Annotated in this window: 12 protein-coding genes; all 12 read left to right on the forward strand. The window is 67.1% G+C overall.

Translation table 11 applies throughout. The features are described from left to right. Positions 1-4: 4 nt before the first annotated feature. Positions 5-3,502 carry a DNA-directed RNA polymerase subunit beta gene (rpoB, locus tag HNR14_RS13120; RefSeq protein ID WP_039921783.1) on the forward strand — a complete coding sequence of 1,166 codons (3,498 nt, stop codon included), beginning with the start codon at positions 5-7 and terminating at the stop codon, positions 3,500-3,502. A gap of 49 nt (positions 3,503-3,551) precedes the next feature. Then, positions 3,552-7,427, forward strand: coding sequence for a DNA-directed RNA polymerase subunit beta' (rpoC, locus tag HNR14_RS13125; RefSeq protein ID WP_021762454.1), 3,876 nt, complete (start codon positions 3,552-3,554; stop codon positions 7,425-7,427). 101 nt (positions 7,428-7,528) lie between these two features. After that, entirely contained in the window at positions 7,529-7,759 is a 231-nt protein-coding gene (locus HNR14_RS13130; protein ID WP_021762453.1) for a hypothetical protein, read from the forward strand. Positions 7,760-7,780: 21 nt separating this feature from the next. Then, positions 7,781-8,437, forward strand: coding sequence for a hypothetical protein (locus HNR14_RS13135; protein ID WP_179701422.1), 657 nt, complete (start codon positions 7,781-7,783; stop codon positions 8,435-8,437). 214 nt (positions 8,438-8,651) lie between these two features. Further along, positions 8,652-10,316: a GspE/PulE family protein gene (locus HNR14_RS13140; protein ID WP_343064484.1), complete on the forward strand. Its 1,665-nt coding sequence runs from the start codon at positions 8,652-8,654 to the stop codon at positions 10,314-10,316. 8 nt (positions 10,317-10,324) lie between these two features. After that, on the forward strand, positions 10,325-11,956 hold the full coding sequence (locus tag HNR14_RS13145) for a PilT/PilU family type 4a pilus ATPase (protein ID WP_281371289.1): 1,632 nt from the start codon (positions 10,325-10,327) through the stop codon (positions 11,954-11,956). Next, entirely contained in the window at positions 11,956-13,182 is a 1,227-nt protein-coding gene (locus tag HNR14_RS13150; protein ID WP_021765480.1) for a type II secretion system F family protein, read from the forward strand. The genes HNR14_RS13145 and HNR14_RS13150 overlap by 1 nt, the downstream gene beginning before the upstream one ends. Positions 13,183-13,359: 177 nt before the next feature. Next, positions 13,360-13,803, forward strand: a complete 444-nt coding sequence (locus HNR14_RS21185; RefSeq protein ID WP_179701423.1) for a type II secretion system protein — start codon at positions 13,360-13,362, stop codon at positions 13,801-13,803. Positions 13,804-13,911: 108 nt separating this feature from the next. After that, positions 13,912-15,297, forward strand: coding sequence for a type II secretion system protein (locus HNR14_RS13160; RefSeq protein ID WP_179701424.1), 1,386 nt, complete (start codon positions 13,912-13,914; stop codon positions 15,295-15,297). Then, positions 15,294-16,028, forward strand: coding sequence for a prepilin-type N-terminal cleavage/methylation domain-containing protein (locus HNR14_RS13165; RefSeq protein ID WP_179701425.1), 735 nt, complete (start codon positions 15,294-15,296; stop codon positions 16,026-16,028). The genes HNR14_RS13160 and HNR14_RS13165 overlap by 4 nt, the downstream gene beginning before the upstream one ends. Next, complete coding sequence (locus HNR14_RS13170) at positions 16,025-17,803, forward strand: hypothetical protein (protein WP_179701426.1); 1,779 nt, start codon at positions 16,025-16,027, stop codon at positions 17,801-17,803. The genes HNR14_RS13165 and HNR14_RS13170 overlap by 4 nt, the downstream gene beginning before the upstream one ends. Next, complete coding sequence (locus HNR14_RS13175; RefSeq protein WP_179701427.1) at positions 17,800-18,639, forward strand: prepilin peptidase; 840 nt, start codon at positions 17,800-17,802, stop codon at positions 18,637-18,639. Before HNR14_RS13170 ends, HNR14_RS13175 begins: the two co-directional genes overlap by 4 nt. The last annotated feature ends 6 nt before the right edge of the window (positions 18,640-18,645 follow it).

An 18,645-nucleotide genomic window follows, 5' to 3' on the forward strand; every position in this document is an offset into this window, starting at 1 on the left:
TTCCTTGGCTGCTGCGCGCAACGCAACCAACACTGACAAGACACCCAAGAACGGACGAGGCGCATCCCGTCTCTCGTTCGCCAAGATCACGGACACCCTGACGGTTCCCGATCTGCTCGCTTTGCAGACCGAGAGCTTCGACTGGCTGGTCGGCAACGACGCGTGGAAGGCCCGCGTCGCCGAAGCCGATGCCCAGGGTCGCCAGGATCTGCCCGGTAGCACCGGCCTCGAGGAGATCTTCGAGGAGATCTCCCCCATCGAGGACCTCGGCGAGACCATGCAGCTCTCGTTCACCAACCCGTTCCTCGAGGAGAAGAAGTACTCGATCGACGAGTGCAAGGAGAAGGGCAAGACCTACGCCGCCCCGCTCTACGTCGAGGCCGAGTTCATGAACCACCTCACCGGTGAGATCAAGACTCAGACGGTCTTCATGGGCGACTTCCCGCTCATGACGGAGCGAGGCACCTTCATCATCAACGGCACCGAGCGTGTCGTCGTGTCGCAGCTCGTCCGCTCGCCGGGCGTCTACTTCGAGGCCACGGCCGACAAGACCAGCGACAAGGACATCTACTCGGCGCGCGTCATCCCGAGCCGCGGTGCGTGGCTCGAGTTCGAGATCGACAAGCGCGACCAGGTGGGCGTGCGCATCGACCGCAAGCGCAAGCAGTCCGTCACCGTCTTCCTCAAGGCGCTCGGTCTGACCAGCGAGGAGATCCTCTCCGAGTTCGCGGGCTTCCAGTCGATCGAGCTGACCCTCGAGAAGGACGCCATCCTCACCAAGGAGGAGGCGCTCAAGGACATCTACCGCAAGCTGCGTCCGGGTGAGCAGGTCGCCGCCGAGGCTGCGCGTGCGCTCCTCGACAACTTCTACTTCAACCCGAAGCGCTACGACCTCGCGAAGGTCGGCCGTTACAAGATCAACCGCAAGCTGGGCCTCGAGGCTCCGCTGTCGGACTCGGTGCTGACCGTCCAGGACATCATCGCGACGATCAAGTACCTGGTCTCCCTGCACGACGGCCAGACCACGTTCAAGGGTCTCCGCAACGGCCAGCCCGCCGAGATCCGTCTCGACGTCGACGACATCGACCACTTCGGCAACCGTCGTATCCGCGCCGTCGGCGAGCTCATCCAGAACCAGGTCCGCACCGGTCTCTCCCGCATGGAGCGCGTCGTCCGCGAGCGCATGACCACGCAGGACATCGAGGCGATCACGCCGCAGACCCTGATCAACGTGCGCCCCGTCGTCGCCGCGATCAAGGAGTTCTTCGGAACGTCGCAGCTGTCGCAGTTCATGGACCAGAACAACCCGCTCGCGGGTCTGACCCACAAGCGCCGCCTCTCGGCCCTCGGCCCGGGTGGTCTGAGCCGTGAGCGCGCCGGCGTCGAGGTCCGCGACGTCCACCCGTCGCACTACGGCCGCATGTGCCCGATCGAGACCCCGGAAGGCCCGAACATCGGTCTGATCGGCTCGCTCGCGTCGTTCGCGCGCATCAACTCGTTCGGCTTCATCGAGACGCCGTACCGCAAGGTCGTCGAGGGCCGGGTCACCGACCAGATCGATTACCTGACCGCGTCCGAGGAGGACGACTTCGTCGTTGCGCAGGCCAACGCCCCGCTCGACCCGAGCGGCCACTTCACCGAGGAGCGCGTCCTCGCCCGGCAGAAGGGCGGCGAGGTCGACCTCGTCCCCGCCGACGAGATCGGCTACATGGACGTCTCCCCGCGCCAGATGGTGTCGGTGGGTACCTCCCTGATCCCGTTCCTCGAGCACGACGACGCCAACCGAGCCCTCATGGGTGCGAACATGCAGCGCCAGGCGGTGCCGCTGCTCCGCTCGGAGAGCCCGGTCGTCGGTACCGGTATGGAGGGCTTCGCGGCCATCGACGCCGGTGACGTTGTCACGGCCGAGAAGTCCGGTGTCGTCACCGAGGTCTCGGCCGACGCGGTCACCGTCCAGGCGGACGACGGCACGATCAAGACCTACTACCTGCGCAAGTTCGACCGCTCCAACCAGGGCACGTCGTACAACCACCGCGTGATCGTGGACGAGGGCGACCGCATCGAGGTCGGAGAGGTCGTCGCCGACGGCCCCGCGACCGAGAACGGCGAGCTCGCGCTCGGCAAGAACCTGCTCATCGCGTTCATGCCGTGGGAGGGTCACAACTTCGAGGACGCGATCATCCTCAGCCAGAACCTGGTGAAGGACGACACCCTCTCCTCGATCCACATCGAGGAGTACGAGGTCGACGCCCGCGATACCAAGCTCGGCAAGGAGGAGATCACCCGCGACCTCCCGAACGTCAGCCCGGACCTCCTGGCCGACCTCGACGAGCGCGGCATCATCCGCATCGGCGCCGAGGTCCGCCCCGGCGACATCCTCGTCGGCAAGGTCACGCCGAAGGGCGAGACCGAGCTGTCGGCCGAGGAGCGCCTGCTCCGCGCGATCTTCAACGAGAAGAGCCGCGAGGTGCGCGACACCTCGCTCAAGGTTCCCCACGGTGAAGAGGGCACGATCATCGGTGTCAAGGTCTTCGACTCGCAGGACGGCGACGACGAGCTCGGCTCGGGCGTCAACCAGCGCGTCGTGGTCTACATCGCCCAGAAGCGCAAGATCACCGCGGGCGACAAGCTCGCCGGCCGTCACGGCAACAAGGGCGTCATCTCGAAGATCCTGCCCGTCGAGGACATGCCGTTCCTCGCGGACGGCACCCCGGTCGACGTGATCCTCAACCCGCTGGGCGTGCCCGGTCGAATGAACTTCGGCCAGGTGCTCGAGATCCACCTCGGGTGGATCGCCCAGAACGGCTGGGAGGTCAAGGGCAAGCCCAAGTGGGCCGCCGAGCTGCCCGAGGCCGCGTTCAGCGCAGCCCCCGGCACCAAGGTCGCGACCCCGGTGTTCGACGGTGCGAAGGAGGAGGAGATCGCAGGTCTGCTCGACTCGACCTTCCCGACCCGCGACGGCGACCGCCTGATCGGATCCTCCGGCAAGACGCAGCTCTTCGACGGCCGCTCCGGCGAGCCGTACCCGGACCCGATCTCGGTCGGCTACATGTACATCCTGAAGCTGCACCACCTGGTCGACGACAAGATCCACGCCCGTTCGACCGGTCCGTACTCGATGATCACCCAGCAGCCGCTCGGTGGTAAGGCGCAGTTCGGTGGACAGCGATTCGGTGAGATGGAGGTGTGGGCCCTCGAGGCCTACGGTGCCGCGTACGCGCTGCAGGAGCTCCTGACCATCAAGTCGGATGACATCCTCGGCCGCGTCAAGGTCTACGAGGCCATCGTCAAGGGTGAGAACATCCAGGAGCCGGGCATCCCCGAGTCCTTCAAGGTCCTCATCAAGGAGATGCAGTCGCTCTGCCTGAACGTGGAGGTGCTCTCGGCCGACGGCCAGCAGGTCAGCCTGCGGGACGCGGACGACGAGGCCTTCCGCGCGGCGGAAGAGCTCGGCATCAACATCTCCTCCCGCTTCGAGTCCTCGTCCATCGACGAGATCTGACCCGGTAGCCAGACCCACCTGACGAATTCTTTACAGGAGAGAGTGAACATTGCTCGACGCAACAACTTTTGATGAGCTGCGTATCGGACTGGCCACCGCTGACGACATCCGTCGCTGGAGCTACGGCGAGGTCAAGAAGCCGGAGACCATCAACTACCGCACGCTGAAGCCGGAGAAGGACGGTCTCTTCGGAGAGCAGATCTTCGGACCGTCGCGCGACTGGGAGTGCTCGTGCGGCAAGTACAAGCGCGTCCGCTTCAAGGGCATCGTGTGCGAGCGCTGCGGCGTGGAGGTCACCAAGTCCTCCGTCCGTCGTGAGCGCATGGGCCACATCGAGCTCGCGGCCCCGGTCACGCACATCTGGTACTTCAAGGGCGTGCCCAGCCGTCTCGGCTACCTGCTCGACATGGCGCCGAAGGACCTCGAGAAGGTCATCTACTTCGCCGCCTACATGGTGATCGACGTCGACGAGGAGGGCCGTCACTCCGACATGCCCGGACTCGAGAACGAGCTCCGCCTCGAGGTCAAGACGCTGTCCGACCAGCGCGACTCCCGGGTCGCCGAGCGCCTCCAGCGCCTCGAGGTCGACCTCGCAGCGCTCGAGGAGGAGGGCGCCAAGGCCGACCAGAAGCGTCGCGTCAAGGACGCGGCGGAGAAGGAGATGGGCCAGATCCGCAAGTCCTTCGACGAGGACATCGCCCGTCTGGAGCGCGTGTGGGAGTCCTTCCGCACCCTCAAGGTCGGCGACCTCAAGCCCGAGGACGCGGACTTCAACGAGCTCGTCGACCGGTACGGCCTGTACTTCGAGGCCTACATGGGCGCCGAGTCGATCAAGCGCCGTCTGCTGGCCTTCGACCTGGCCGCCGAGGCCGAGCTGCTCCGCGAGCAGATCGCCAACGGCAAGGGCCAGAAGAAGATCCGCGCGATCAAGCGTCTGCGCGTGGTCTCGTCGTTCCTCGCGACCGGCAACTCGCCGGCCGCGATGGTGCTCGACGTCGTCCCGGTCATCCCGCCGGAGCTGCGCCCGATGGTGCAGCTCGACGGTGGCCGCTTCGCGACCAGCGACCTGAACGACCTCTACCGTCGCGTGATCAACCGCAACAACCGTCTGCGCCGTCTGCTCGACCTCGGAGCCCCCGAGATCATCGTGAACAACGAGAAGCGGATGCTGCAGGAGGCCGTCGACGCCCTGTTCGACAACGGCCGTCGTGGTCGCCCCGTCACCGGTACCGGCAACCGCGCCCTCAAGTCCCTCAGCGACATGCTGAAGGGCAAGCAGGGTCGCTTCCGCCAGAACCTGCTCGGAAAGCGCGTCGACTACTCGGGCCGTTCGGTCATCATCGTCGGTCCGCAGCTCAAGCTGCACCAGTGCGGTCTGCCCAAGCAGATGGCCCTGGAGCTGTTCAAGCCGTTCGTGATCAAGCGCCTGATCGACCTGAGCCACGCTCAGAACATCAAGGCCGCCAAGCGCATGGTGGAGCGTTCGCGTCCGCAGGTGTGGGACGTGCTCGAGGAGATCATCCGCGAGCGCCCCGTGCTGCTGAACCGTGCGCCCACGCTGCACCGTCTCGGCATCCAGGCGTTCGAGCCCCAGCTCGTCGAGGGCAAGGCCATTCAGCTGCACCCGCTCGTCTGCGCCGCGTTCAACGCGGACTTCGACGGCGACCAGATGGCTGTCCACCTCCCGCTGTCGGTGGAGGCCCAGGCCGAGGCCCGCATCCTGATGCTCGCCTCGAACAACATCCTGAAGCCGTCCGACGGCCGCCCGGTCACCCTGCCCTCGCAGGACATGATCATCGGTCTGCACCACCTCACCACCGTCCGCGAGGGTGCTGTGGGCGAGGGTCGCGCGTTCTCCTCGGTCTCCGAGGCGATCCTCGCGAAGGACCAGGGCTCGCTGCACCTGAACGCGACCGTGAAGATCCGTCTCGACAACTACGTGCCGTCCGACGCGGCGGACACGGGTGCCGAGCCGATCACCGCGATCGTCGAGACCACGCTGGGCCGCGCCCTCTTCAACGAGACGCTCCCGGCCGACTACCCCTACGTGGAGGCCGTCGCCGACAAGGGCATGATCTCGTCGATCGTGAACGCCCTCGCCGAGCGGTACCCGAAGGTGGAGGTCGCCGCGGCGCTCGACCGGATCAAGGACGCCGGCTTCTACTGGGGCACCCGTTCCGGCGTGACCGTCGCACTGAGCGACATCCTCACGCCGCCGAACAAGCCCCAGATCGTGGCCGGCTACGAGAAGAAGGCCGCCAAGATCACCGCGGAGTTCGAGAAGGGTCTCACGACCGACCTCGAGCGTCGTCAGGAGCTGGTGAAGCTGTGGACCGAGGCGACCAACGAGGTGGCCGAGGCCATGCGCGCCAACTTCCCGGCCGACAACACCATCAACCGCATGGTCACCTCCGGTGCCCGTGGTAACTGGCTGCAGGTGCGCAACATCGCCGGTATGCGTGGTCTGGTGAACAACCCGAAGGGTGAGATCATCCCGCGCCCGATCATCTCCTCGTACCGCGAGGGTCTGTCGGTGGCGGAGTACTTCATCGCGACGCACGGTGCCCGTAAGGGTCTGGCCGACACGGCTCTCCGTACGGCCGACTCGGGTTACCTGACCCGTCGTCTGGTGGACGTCTCGCAGGATGTCATCATCCGCGAGGACGACTGCGGCACGACCAAGGGCCTCGACCTCCCGATCGCGACGGTCGGCGAGGACGGCACCCTCACCCGTGACCCGAACGTGGAGAACTCGGTGTTCGCCCGGACGCTGGCCGCTGACGCGGTCTCGCCCGACGGCACCGTGGTCGCCGCCGCCGGTGACGACGTGGGCGACGTGCTCATCGACAAGCTGGTCGCGGCCGGTGTGACCGACATCAAGGTCCGCTCCGTCCTGACCTGCGAGTCCGCGGTCGGCGTCTGCGCCGCCTGCTACGGCCGTTCGCTCGCGACCGGCAAGCTGGTGGACATCGGCGAGGCGGTCGGCATCATCGCCGCCCAGTCGATCGGTGAGCCCGGTACCCAGCTGACCATGCGTACCTTCCACACCGGTGGTTCGGCCTCCGCGGACGACATCACCCAGGGTCTGCCGCGCGTCCAGGAGCTGTTCGAGGCCCGTACCCCCAAGGGTGCGTCCCCGATCGCCGAGGCCGCAGGTCGCATCGTCATCGAGGAGACGGACAAGTCCCGCAAGGTCGTCCTGACCCCCGACAACGGCGACGAGCCGCACATCTACCCGGTGCTGAAGCGTTCGACCCTCCTGGTGGAGGACGGACAGCGCGTCGAGCTCGGGCAGCAGCTGATCGTCGGCACGGTCGACCCGAAGGAGGTCCTCCGGGTCAAGGGCGTCCGCGAGGTGCAGAAGCACCTGGTGGGCGGCGTGCAGGGCGTCTACCGCTCGCAGGGTGTGCCGATCCACGACAAGCACATCGAGGTCATCGTCCGCCAGATGCTCCGCAAGGTCACCGTCGTCGACCACGGCGACACCGACCTGCTCCCGGGTGAGCTCGTCGACCGGTCGAAGTACAACGAGATCAACCGTGCGACGCTCCAGGAGGGCAAGAAGACGGCCTCGGCGCGTCAGGAGGTCATGGGTATCACCAAGGCGTCGCTGGCGACCGAGTCGTGGCTGTCGGCCGCGTCCTTCCAGGAGACCACCCGCGTCCTGACGCAGGCGGCCATGGAGGGCAAGTCCGACCCGCTGATCGGTCTCAAGGAGAACGTCATCATCGGTAAGCTCATCCCGGCCGGCACCGGCCTGTCGCGCTACCGGAACGTCACCGTGGAGGCGACGGAGGAGGCCAAGGCGGAGCGGTACCCCAACCGCATCTTCGCCGACGACTCCGCGTTCAGCGAGAACGACCTGAGCTTCGTCGACTTCGACAGCTTCAGCTCGGACGACTACACCCCCGGCACCTACAACTAACGGTTCCGTACGATCGAAGGCCCTCGGCGCATCGCGCCGGGGGCCTTCCTCGTTTCCGGCGTGCGTCACCCCGGCCGCCGCGGGTAGGGGAGAATGGGAGCATGTGGCGTCAGCTCCTCGAGTACACCGATTCGACCGGCCGTGCGATGGTCGGCTGCGCCGGTGTCGTGTTCGTGATCGCCATCGTCAGCTTCGTCCTCGGCATCGTGCAGGCGACCTCCGGCAACGCCGCGGGCTCCCTCCCGTACTGGCTGACGACGATGGGGTGCGCGGTGATCGCCGGCGTGCTCATCTACCTCGCCAGCCGCCGCGGAGATCTGCGCCGCCGCTGAGCCTCCCGGTAGGGTGGGCGCATGCGCGGTCGGTGGGGGAGTCACGTTCTCGTCGCAGGAGCGGTCCTGGCGACGGCGGTCATCGGTCTGAGCGGGTGCACCGGACAGGGCGCGGCGACCCCGGCCACGCCATCGGTCTCTCCGACGCCGACCGCCTCGGCGCCGGCTTTGACCTCCACTCCCGGTGCGATGCCGACGAGCTGCGACGATCTCTTCACCCCCGGACTCAAGGCACAGATCTCACCGGACGGCTTCCTCGCGCTCAATCCGGCGTGGCTGCAGGAGCCGGGAAACGAGCGCAAGGTCGACAACGGGTACGGTACGTTCGATCCGGATCTCGCGAAGATCCTCTCGTCCGATCCCGGGCTGCTGTGCGATTGGACCAAGGCGTCAGGCCCCGGTGAGGTCTTCCTCATCACACAGGTGCGGAAGGTGGATGCGGCCACGCAGCAGGCGGCGCTCGCCCGCATGACCGACCTGGCATCCGATCCCGATACGGGGTGGACCTGCACGGACTACACCGCGGGCCGCTGGTGCCTGGTGAACACGAACGACGGCACAGGCAACGTAAGCGGCGAGTCTCATTTCTTCAGGGACGGCCTCTGGATCGCCTCCGACTGGGTGAACGCCGGTCCGGAGACCTACACGCCGCTCCTCGTGACGCGGATCTTCGGCTGATCCGTCACCGCCGCCTCCCGTCGGCGGTGGGTCGGGTCTGACCCCCGCGTGCGTGGCACCCCTGCGCGGGGCACCTGTAAGCGGGGCTGTCACCCGCCCGACCGGCGGGAATACGGTGACATCGCTTCGCCGCCTCCGGATCTCGCCCGGTGACGGCGCGGTCCGCCGACGCGCCCGACCCGGTCGACGGTAGCCCCCGCACGAGGAGGTCCCCGTGGCGTCCATGACAGAGATCCTGATCCTCCACGGCCATCTGCCGATCGAGTACCTGGACTCGGTGTCCGGCGAGCCCGCCGCCGACGAGTCGACGGTCCGCGAGCTGCTCGCGCGCGGCGCCATCACGCCTGGCCAGGTCGCGCGGGCGCGCGCCGCGCAGTCGGGTCTGCCGTTCGTCGAGCTCGGCGACTACCCCGTCGACCGTGCGGCCGTCGGCCTCATTCCCGGCCCGCTGTGCCGCCGGCACGTGGTGCTGCCGATCGGCGTGCAGGACGGCACCGTGATCCTCGCGATGGCCGACCCCGGCAATGTGTTCGCCATCGACGACGTGCGCGCCGCCTCCCGGATGAGCGTGGCCCCGGCCGTGGCCGACATGCCGGACCTGCTCGCCGCGATCGACCGCTACGTGCGCGCGGACGACGAGCTGAGCGACCTGACGACGACGCTCGAGGAGGAGAGCGCGCCCGTCCAGGACACCGCGATCGCCGAGTCCGGGGACGACGACGCCCCGATCGTGCGGTTCGTGAACCTGCTCGTCAGCCAGGCCATCCAGGACCACGCCTCCGACATCCACATCGAGCCGGCCGAGCACGACGTGCGCGTGCGCTACCGCATCGACGGCGTGCTGCACGCGATGCAGAGCGCGCCCAAGGCGATCCAGAACGGTGTCATCTCGCGACTGAAGATCATGAGCGACATCGACATCGCCGAGCGGCGCAAACCACAGGACGGCCGCATGTCGGTCGTGCACGGCGGCCGCCAGATCGACCTGCGCGTCGCGACGCTGCCGACAGTGTGGGGCGAGAAGGTCGTCATGCGCATCCTGGACAACACGAACACCGGGATGACCCTGCGCGACCTCAACCTTCTGGAGCGCAACTTCGAGACCTACCGCGCCTCGTACTCGAAGCCGTACGGGATGATCCTGGTCACCGGCCCGACCGGCTCCGGCAAGTCCACCACCTTGTACACGACGCTCAACGCCGTCGCCCGGCCCGAGATCAACGTGATCACGGTGGAGGACCCGGTCGAGTACCGGATGCCGGGTGTCAACCAGGTGCAGGTGAACCCCAAGGCCGGCCTGACGTTCGCGAGCGCGCTCCGCAGCATCCTGCGCAGCGACCCCGACGTCGTGCTGCTGGGCGAGATCCGCGACCACGAGACCGCCCAGATCGCCATCGAGGCCTCCTTGACCGGCCACCTCGTGCTCTCCACCCTGCACACGAACGACGCCCCCAGCGCCGTCACCCGCCTGACCGAGATGGACATCGAGCCGTTCCTCGTCGGGTCCGCCCTCGACTGCGTCGTCGCCCAGCGCCTCGCCCGCCGCCTCTGCGACCGCTGCAAGCAGCCGGCGACCTACAGCGCCGACGACCTGCGCCGCCTGCGCTTCGCCATCCCGGCCGACGAGCCGGTCCCGCCCGTCTTCATGCCGGTCGGCTGCCCGACCTGCTCGAACACCGGCTACCGCGGCCGTATCGCCGTGCACGAGGTCATGGCCGTCACCGAGGAGATCGAGCGTCTCGCCGTGCAGCGCGCGTCGAGCGCCGAGATCGCCCGGGCCGCGCAGGAGCAGGGCATGCTCACGCTGCGCGCGGACGGCTGGGAGAAGGCCAAGCTCGGCCTCACATCCGTGGAAGAGATCCTGCGAGTGGTCGCCTAGGAGGGCACATGACGATCGACGACAACGCCTGGGGCGGGTACCCCGCGCCGACGGCGAAGCCGCTCTACGAGATCCCGGTGATCCCGCCGGGGTCTACTGCGGACGGCTGGGCGCCGGGAGCGGGGGTGCCGCTGGGGGAGCCGGGGCTGCAGCCGCCGACGTTCGTGCCGCCGGTAGCGCCGCAGGTGGCGCTGCCGGTGCCGCCGGTCGAGCCGCCTGTCGTCCCGCCGGTGTACGTCGCACCGCCGGTCGAGCCGCAGCCGCCGGCCGCTCCCGTGTACTCGCTCGACGACGTGTCACCGGCCGCACCCTCCGTCCCCGTCTACTCCCTCGACGACCTCACGCCCGCCCCGCGTCTCGTCCCCGCCGGGCGGCGTGCGGCGGTGCAGCCGGATCCGACGCCGACCTCTCACACTGCGCCGCTCCCGCCCACCGACTACGAGTCGGAGGTCGCCACCCTCACCGCGCCGGAGCGGGAGGCTCTCGCCAAAGCGGACCCCGAGCTCGTGGCCGCGCTGCGCGAGGTCGTCCTGCAGCGCGCCTCCGACCTCCATGTCACCGTGGGAGCGCCCCCGATGGTCCGTATCGACGGCGCGCTCACTCCGGCCGGGCCGGCCGAGCCCTGGGGGCACGAGCGGACCCTCGCCGCGCTCAGCAGCCTCCTGACCGAGCGCCAGGCCGAGATCTTCAAGCGCGAGCTGGAGCTGGATTTCGCCTTCACCATCTCGGCGAACTCCCGCTTCCGCGTCAACTTCTACCAGCAGCGCGGTTCCGTCGGCGCCGCGTTCCGTCTCATCCCGACCGAGATCAAGCAGCTGCGGGAACTCGGCGTCCCGGAGCAGATCGGCGGGTTCTCCACCCTCCCGCGCGGCCTCGTGCTGGTGACCGGCCCGACCGGTTCCGGTAAGTCGACGACCCTTGCCGCCCTCATCGACCTCGTGAACTCGACGCGCGCCGACCACATCGTGACGGTGGAGGACCCGATCGAGTTCATGCACACCCACAAGCGGTCCATCGTGAACCAGCGTGAGGTCGGCCACGACACCCACAGCTTCAACAACGCGCTCAAGCATGTACTCCGTCAGGACCCCGACGTCATCCTCATCGGCGAGCTCCGCGACCTCGAGACGATCTCGGTGGCCCTGACGGCCGCCGAGACCGGCCACCTCGTCTTCGCCACCCTGCACACCCAGGACGCCCCGCAGACGATCGACCGCGTCATCGACGTGTTCCCGCCCCACCAGCAGGACCAGGTGCGCGCCCAGCTCGCCGCCACCCTGCAGGGCGTCGTCTGCCAGACCCTCGTCAAACGCGCCTCCGGCCGCGGCCGCGTCGTCGCCACCGAGGTTCTCATGATGACCCCCGCCATCGCCAACCTGATCCGCGAGGGCAAGACCTATCAGATCGCGTCGTCCATGCAGGCCGGCCGCGGTGACGGGATGCACACGATGGACCAGCATCTGGCGGAACTGGTCAATGTGGGGGCGATCACGCGCAAGGCAGCCCTGGACAAGGCGCACGACCTGGAGAGCATCACGCGGCTCATCCAACGGGTCGACACTCTGACCGACTCGTCGTCGCAGGCCATCGCCGCCAGTGAACCCGACTTCGGTGACAGCTTCTCCGGGCAGGTGCGCTGATGGCCGGGGCGACCACCTTCGCCTACCGCGGACGGAACGGCGACGGCAAGGTCGTCAAAGGCCGCATCGACGCGCCAGGCGAGGCGGCGGTGGCGTCGCGTCTGAGGACCATGGGCATCTCGCCGATCTCGATCGAGGAGTCCGCCGAGGCCACAGGCCTCAACCGCGAGATCAACATCGGGTTCGGCAGCGGCGTCAAGCTCAAGGACCTGGCGATCATGAGCCGGCAGATGGCGACCATGATCGGCTCGGGCCTGTCGATCCTCCGGACCTTGAACATCATCGCCGAGCAGACCGAGAACAAGAAGCTCGCCACGATCATGGGCAAGGTCAGCGATGACGTGGAGGCCGGCGTCGCGATCTCCGACGCGATGCGAAAGTACGGCGATGTCTTCCCGCCGCTGATGGTCAACATGATCCGTGCCGGTGAGACCGGTGGATTCCTGGACTCCTCGTTGGAGGCGGTGGCGCTCAACTTCGAGAAGGAGGTGAAGCTCCGCGGCACCATCAAATCGGCACTCACCTATCCGGTGATCGTGTTGATCATGTCCCTCGTCGCCGTGATCGCGATGCTGCTGTTCATCGTCCCGGTCTTCGAGAACATGTTCAAAGGCCTCGGTGGGCAGCTGCCGCTGCCCACGATGATCCTGGTGGAGCTGTCGCACGCGATGGTGTGGATAGCCCCCGTGCTGCTCGTAGGCGGCGTTGCGGGGGGCATCTGGTGGTCCCGCAACAAGAACACCGAGAAGGTGCGGATGCGGGTCGATCCGGTCAAGCTCAAGATGCCCGTCTTCGGGCAGCTGCTGAAGAAGATCGCGGTCGCGCGCTTCAGCCGGAATTTCGCGAACATGATCGGCGCCGGGGTGCCGATCCTGCAGGCGCTCAAGATCGTGGGGGAGACCTCAGGGAACTGGGTGATCGAGAACGCGCTGGTGAAGGTCGCCGAGTCGGTGAGGCAGGGCGAGTCGATCGCCGGGCCGCTGGCCCAGCAGCCGGTCTTCCCCGCCATGGTCACCCAGATGATCGCGGTCGGCGAGGACTCGGGCTCGCTGGAGACCATGCTGAACAAGATCGCCGACTTCTACGACCAGGAGGTGGCGTCGGCGACCGAGCAGCTGACGGCGATGATCGAGCCGCTCATGATCGCCTTCCTCGGCGTCGTCATCGGCGGCATGGTGATCGCCCTGTACATGCCCATCTTCCAGATTTCCAGCCTCGTCAAGTGAGCGTTCACACGCTGTACATCCCCTGAACGAGGGCTCCCCATAACTGGGGTGGTTTATCAAAGAAATTGCCCCCTTTTGTGGGATTCTGCCGAGAATTTGCTCGGAAATACCATCAGCGCATCGGACGGGTCTCGCTCCCATCCGCACCCCGCATTCCCCGACCGAATGGACACCGCAATGTACTTCCGTCTCATGGGCAAGCTGAACGCCCGCCGCAAGGGCCTCCTCGAAGAGGGCGAGAAGGGCTTCACCCTGATCGAGCTCCTCGTCGTCGTGATCATCATCGGCATCCTCGCCGCGATCGCGATCCCCGTGTACCTGGGCATCCAGGACAACGCCAAGGACTCGGCGATCAAGTCCGATCTCACGAATGCAAAGACCGCGATCGTCGGTTACTACACCGACAACCCCAACGCGACCGCCCTCCCGACGAACGGTCTGGCCGACCTCACGAAGTACGGCTACTCGAAGACGGACGGCGTCACGCTGACTCTCAGCACCGCCCCGACGACGACTGGATCGACGTTCTGCATCTCCGGTACGCGCACCGGGAACACGGACGCGACGGCTCACACGTTCAGCATCAACGACACCGCGGGAGTCAAGACAGGCGCCTGCTGACCTGCACAACCTTCGAAGAGGGCGTCGCAGACGCGGCGCCCTCTTCGCCCTCCGCTTCCACACCCACTCCACCACCATCCCGAACCCGACCCAGGGGAGGTGAACGCAATGTCAGTACTGCTCGCCCGGCTCCGCCGCATCCGGACCTCCGAATCCGGCGTCAGCCTCATCGAGGTGATCGTCGCCATGATGATCTTCGCGATCATCTCCGTCGGTGTCGCCTACTCGCTGCTGTCCGCGTTCACCATCACCGGCGACTCCCGCGCCCGGGCCGTCGCGACCAACCTCGCCGCGCAGGAGATCGACCTCGACCGCTCGAGCGGCGACCTGTTCTCGCTCTTCAGCACAGACACCGACAAGCAGGTCCAGGTTCCGGCGGGCACGGGCCTCACCTACTCGATCAAGCGCATCGTCAGCTGGGTCTATGGGACCGGCAGCGATGTCGACTGCAACGCCTCGGCCACCTCGTCGATCCTCTACAAGCGCGTGCGCGTCGAGGTCAGGTGGCCGAACATGATCGGCCAGGCCGTCACCTCCGACACTGTGCTCGCCCCCGGCACCAAGATCAGTGTCGACACCCTCGGCACCATCCTGGTCTCCACCAAGTCGGCTGCGGGCGCACCCGTCGGCGGCGTCGGGGTCTCCGTCACTCCGAACCCGGGTTCGGTCCCCACGGCCACCGACTCGATGGGCTGCAGCTACGTCCTCAAGGTCCCGACCGCCACATACACGGTCACGGCATCGAAGACCGGATACGTCGATCCTTACCAGAACGCGACTCCCAGCAAGACGGTGACCGCAAAAGCGGGCCAGAGCACCTCGGCCGGCTTCACCTATGACAACGCCGGCACCGTCTCCTGGGGCTGGCCGTCGAGCAGCAACGTGAAGTCTCCGAGCACATCGGCTGTCAGCGTCCTCAGCACCTATGGTGTGTGGAGTTCCGCCGCGACGTCCCCGACTAGTGCCCAGCTTTTCCCATCGACGCAGTACAGCATCGTCGCAGGCACCTATGTCCCGTTGACCGAGTCGAACGCCGGATGCCGTTCTCCCAATCCCGGCGACTGGCCGCAGTACACCTCAGCGGGCAAGACATACCTCGCGCCGGCCGCCCCGACGGCCTCCGTCACGCCGGGCGCCAGTCCGGGCATCAACGTGGGCACGCTGCCGATGGGTTCGATCACGGTGACCAACCCGACCGACCAGAGCGCGAACCTGTATGTGCGGGCCGTGAGCGCCACACCGTTCGTCTCGGGCGATCCTGGGTGCACGGGAAAGCCGCAGACCATCGACTTCAACAGCCCGATCTTGGGCAAGTCGAAGAACAGCAAGGTGACGATCACCCTCCCGTACGGCGCGTGGACACTCAAGACCGGTACGAGCACGACCCCGACGACCGCCGTCGCGTCGGCCTCGCTGTCTGTTCCGACGGGAGCGAACGGAGTCACGATCGGCACCGCCGGCGCCTTCACCCTCGACCCGCGGGTGATGCAGTGAACCGCCCGGCCCCCTTCTCCCGGCTCCGCAGTGACGAGAGCGGGATCAGCCTGATCGAGTGGATCGTGGCGATGTTCGTCTTCGGCATCGTCATCACCCTCATCGCCAACCTCTACGTGAGCACCACGCGCGCGATGGACAACGCGCAGAACACGAACCAGAACACCCGGTCCGCGGCGAACGCGATGAACGAGAGCGCCAGGATGCTCCGCGCCGGTACCGACAACCCCGTGCAGGCGACCGGATTCGGCACCCCGCCGCCGAACGACCCCGCCTTCGTCTACGCGCGCAACGAGTCGGTGCTGTTCTATGCGTTCGTGAACCTGACCGGCACCGCGCAGCAGCCCATCCAGGTGCGATTGCGGGTCGATCAGACGTCCCGCCAGCTCGTCGAGGACATCTGGCCGGCGACGAACATCGGCAACGGCTACTGGTCGTTTCCCGCGGAGACGACGACGCCGCAGCGCACGCGCATCCTCGCCGATGCCATCGCGCCGCGCACAGGCACGGTCCCCTGGACCTTCACCTATCTCGACGCCACCAACACGGCGATCGCCACGAGCGCCGGCGCCACCGGCGGCGTCGCGAACGTCAAGACCACGCTTGCCACCATCGCGGCGGTCCAGGTCACCCTCACCGTTTTGACCAAGACCGGTGTCACCGCCCATTCGGTGACCCTGCAGAACACCGTCGGACTCCCGAATCTCGGGCAGAACAGGACGATCTCATGATGCTCAGGATCGATGCGTGGTTCGCCGCCATCCGGCGGGGCCGCGACGACGGCATGGCCCTCATCACCGTGGTCATCTTCGGGACGGTGCTGGTCATGCTCGTCGCGACCGCCGCCGCCTTCGCGGGAAGCGGCGCGATGAAGTCGCGCACCGATGACGACTGGAACGCCGCGATGGCCGCCGCCTACGCAGGTCTCGAGGACTACAAGGCCCGCCTGGCGAACGACAACACGTACGTCCAGTACCGCAACCCCGCGTCGACGTTCTCCGCCACGAGCACGGGTGCCCTTCCGCCGACGACCAATCTTGCGTTCGGGCTCGGTTCCACGGCCTGGGCACAGGTCCCCTCCGGTGACCCGACCAACCCGTCCCGCGGCTTCTTCCGCTACGAGGTCGACAACTCGCAGTACTCGACGACCGGCGTCGTGCGTCTCCGCTCGACGGGCAAGGTCGGCACCGAGGTCCGCACGATCGTGGTCAACGTGCGGCAGACCGGCTTCATCGACTTCCTCTACTTCACCGACTTCGAGGTCAAGGACCCCGACCAGTCGAACACCGCATGCAAGACCTCCAGCGGCAAGCCCAACTACGCGTGGTACTACTCGTCCAACACCCACGACAGCAACTGCACCGAGATCCAGTTCGGCGCGAACGACACCATCAACGGGCCCCTGCACTCGAACGACACCCTGCTCATCTGCGGGTCGACGTTCAACGGCCCGGTCACGACCTCCAACCCCAAAGCGCCCTACTACTCCAAGGTGTCGGGATGCTCGAACCCCACCTTCAACAAGGGTGCTCCGACGCTGGACGCCACGATCGGGATGCCGCAGACCAATGGTCAGATGAAGTTGGAGACGCGCCTCGACGTCGACTCCGTCAAACGCCCCGGGTGTCTCTACACCGGCCCGACCGTGATCACCTTCACCGCCGACGGCAAGATGAATGTGAAGTCGCCGTTCACGAATTACACCCAGATCTCGGGTGACCCGGCGATCGTGGGCCAGTCCAAGAAGGACCCGATGTGCGGAGTCCCCGGCACAGCCACGGGTCAGCTGGGGTCGACGGGCGGCGCCACCATCGACGTCATCCCGCAGAACCTGATCTACGTGCAGGACGTCCCGTCGGGCACCACGGACGCGAACGGCTGGGCGACCAACACCTGGCCCGCCAACTTCACCTGCCTCAACTCGCCGACAACGGGTACCGGCTGGAAGATCGGCACCGTCCAGTTCCCGATGGCGAACGAGACGGTCCCGGCGGCCAACCCGTCGCACTACAGCTGCCTGAAGGGCGACGTCTACGTGCAGGGCACGGTGCACGGTCAGATCACGGTGGCCGCCCAGGACTACATCTACATCACGGGTGACCTGCTCTATCAGGACAGCACCAAGGACATCCTGGGCCTCGTCGGCAACAACGCCGTCTGGGTATGGAACCCGTTCAACGGCAACACGCCGCTCCTGCCGAGCAACCGGACGATCTACGCCGCCATCCTCTCCGTCGCCCACACCTTCATGGTGCAGAACTACGACAAAGGCACGGCCAAGCGCGGCACCCTCAACATCTACGGAGCCATCGCCCAGGAGTATCGCGGGACCGTCGGAACCTCGGGCTCGTCGCCCACCGGGTACGACAAGAACTACAACTACGACCCCCGCTTCAAATACACGGCGCCGCCCAAATTCCTGTCGCCGGTCTCCACGAGCTACGGCGTGAGCACTCTCGTCGAGGTGCCGAAGGCGTTCAAGCCGGACGGGAGCGCAGCAGGATGAGTGCAACCGTGATGCCCGTGATGCTGTGGTCCCTGGTCCTCCTCGGTGGGGCCCTCGGACTCGCCGTCGGGTCGTTCCTCAACGTGGTCGCCTACCGGCTGCCCATCGGGGGCTCGCTCGTGAGCCCGCCCAGTGCCTGCCCGGGATGCGGATCGGGGATCAGGCCGTACGACAACATCCCGGTTCTCTCGTGGCTGGTTCTCCGGGGCCGGTGCCGCGATTGCCGTGAGCCGATCAGTTGGCGCTACCCCGTCATCGAGGCGGCGACCGGCGTGCTCTTCGTCGTGGTCGCGGTCGCCTTCCTCCCGGAGTTCTCGACGCGCGCGCCTCTGCCCGCCGCGATCACACTCATCGCCTTCCTGTACCTGGCCGCGATCAGCGTGGCGCTCGCCGTGATCGACATCGACACGCACACGCTGCCGAACCGGATCGTCCTCCCCGCCTACGCGATCGGGGGCGCTCTGCTCGGTACCGCACTGATCCTCGAGGGGGAGTGGAGCCGGCTCGTCTCCGCCGCCGTCGGTTGTGCGGCCGCGTTCCTCTTCTATCTCGTCCTCGCGCTCGCACGTCCGGGCGGGATGGGCTTCGGCGACGTCAAGCTCGCGGGCGTGCTCGGCCTCTATCTCGGATCGCTCGGCTGGGCTCAGCTCGCCATCGGCGTGTTCGCGGCCTTCGTGCTCGGCGGCGTGTTCGGCATCGCGCTCACGGTGACCAGGCGTGCGACGCGCACGAGCGGCATCCCCTTCGGTCCATGGATGCTCGCTGGCGCGTGGCTCGGAATTCTCGCAGGCGGGCCGCTCTGGGCGGGCTACCTGCGACTGATCGGACTCGGCTGAGGCCGG

The sequence above is a fragment of the Leifsonia naganoensis genome (assembly GCF_013410615.1).
GTDB classification, from domain to species: domain Bacteria; phylum Actinomycetota; class Actinomycetes; order Actinomycetales; family Microbacteriaceae; genus Leifsonia; species Leifsonia aquatica.

Excerpts from the sequence above, each read along its gene's own strand:
- HNR14_RS13130 (WP_021762453.1), top strand. The coding sequence starts at position 7,529 with ATGTGGCGTCAGCTCCTCGAGTACACCGATTCGACCGGCCGTGCGATG.
- HNR14_RS13135 (WP_179701422.1), top strand. The coding sequence starts at position 7,781 with ATGCGCGGTCGGTGGGGGAGTCACGTTCTCGTCGCAGGAGCGGTCCTG.
- HNR14_RS13145 (WP_281371289.1), top strand. The coding sequence starts at position 10,325 with ATGACGATCGACGACAACGCCTGGGGCGGGTACCCCGCGCCGACGGCG.
- HNR14_RS13150 (WP_021765480.1), top strand. The coding sequence starts at position 11,956 with ATGGCCGGGGCGACCACCTTCGCCTACCGCGGACGGAACGGCGACGGC.
- HNR14_RS21185 (WP_179701423.1), top strand. The coding sequence starts at position 13,360 with ATGTACTTCCGTCTCATGGGCAAGCTGAACGCCCGCCGCAAGGGCCTC.
- HNR14_RS13160 (WP_179701424.1), top strand. The coding sequence starts at position 13,912 with ATGTCAGTACTGCTCGCCCGGCTCCGCCGCATCCGGACCTCCGAATCC.
- HNR14_RS13170 (WP_179701426.1), top strand. The coding sequence starts at position 16,025 with ATGATGCTCAGGATCGATGCGTGGTTCGCCGCCATCCGGCGGGGCCGC.
- HNR14_RS13175 (WP_179701427.1), top strand. The coding sequence starts at position 17,800 with ATGAGTGCAACCGTGATGCCCGTGATGCTGTGGTCCCTGGTCCTCCTC.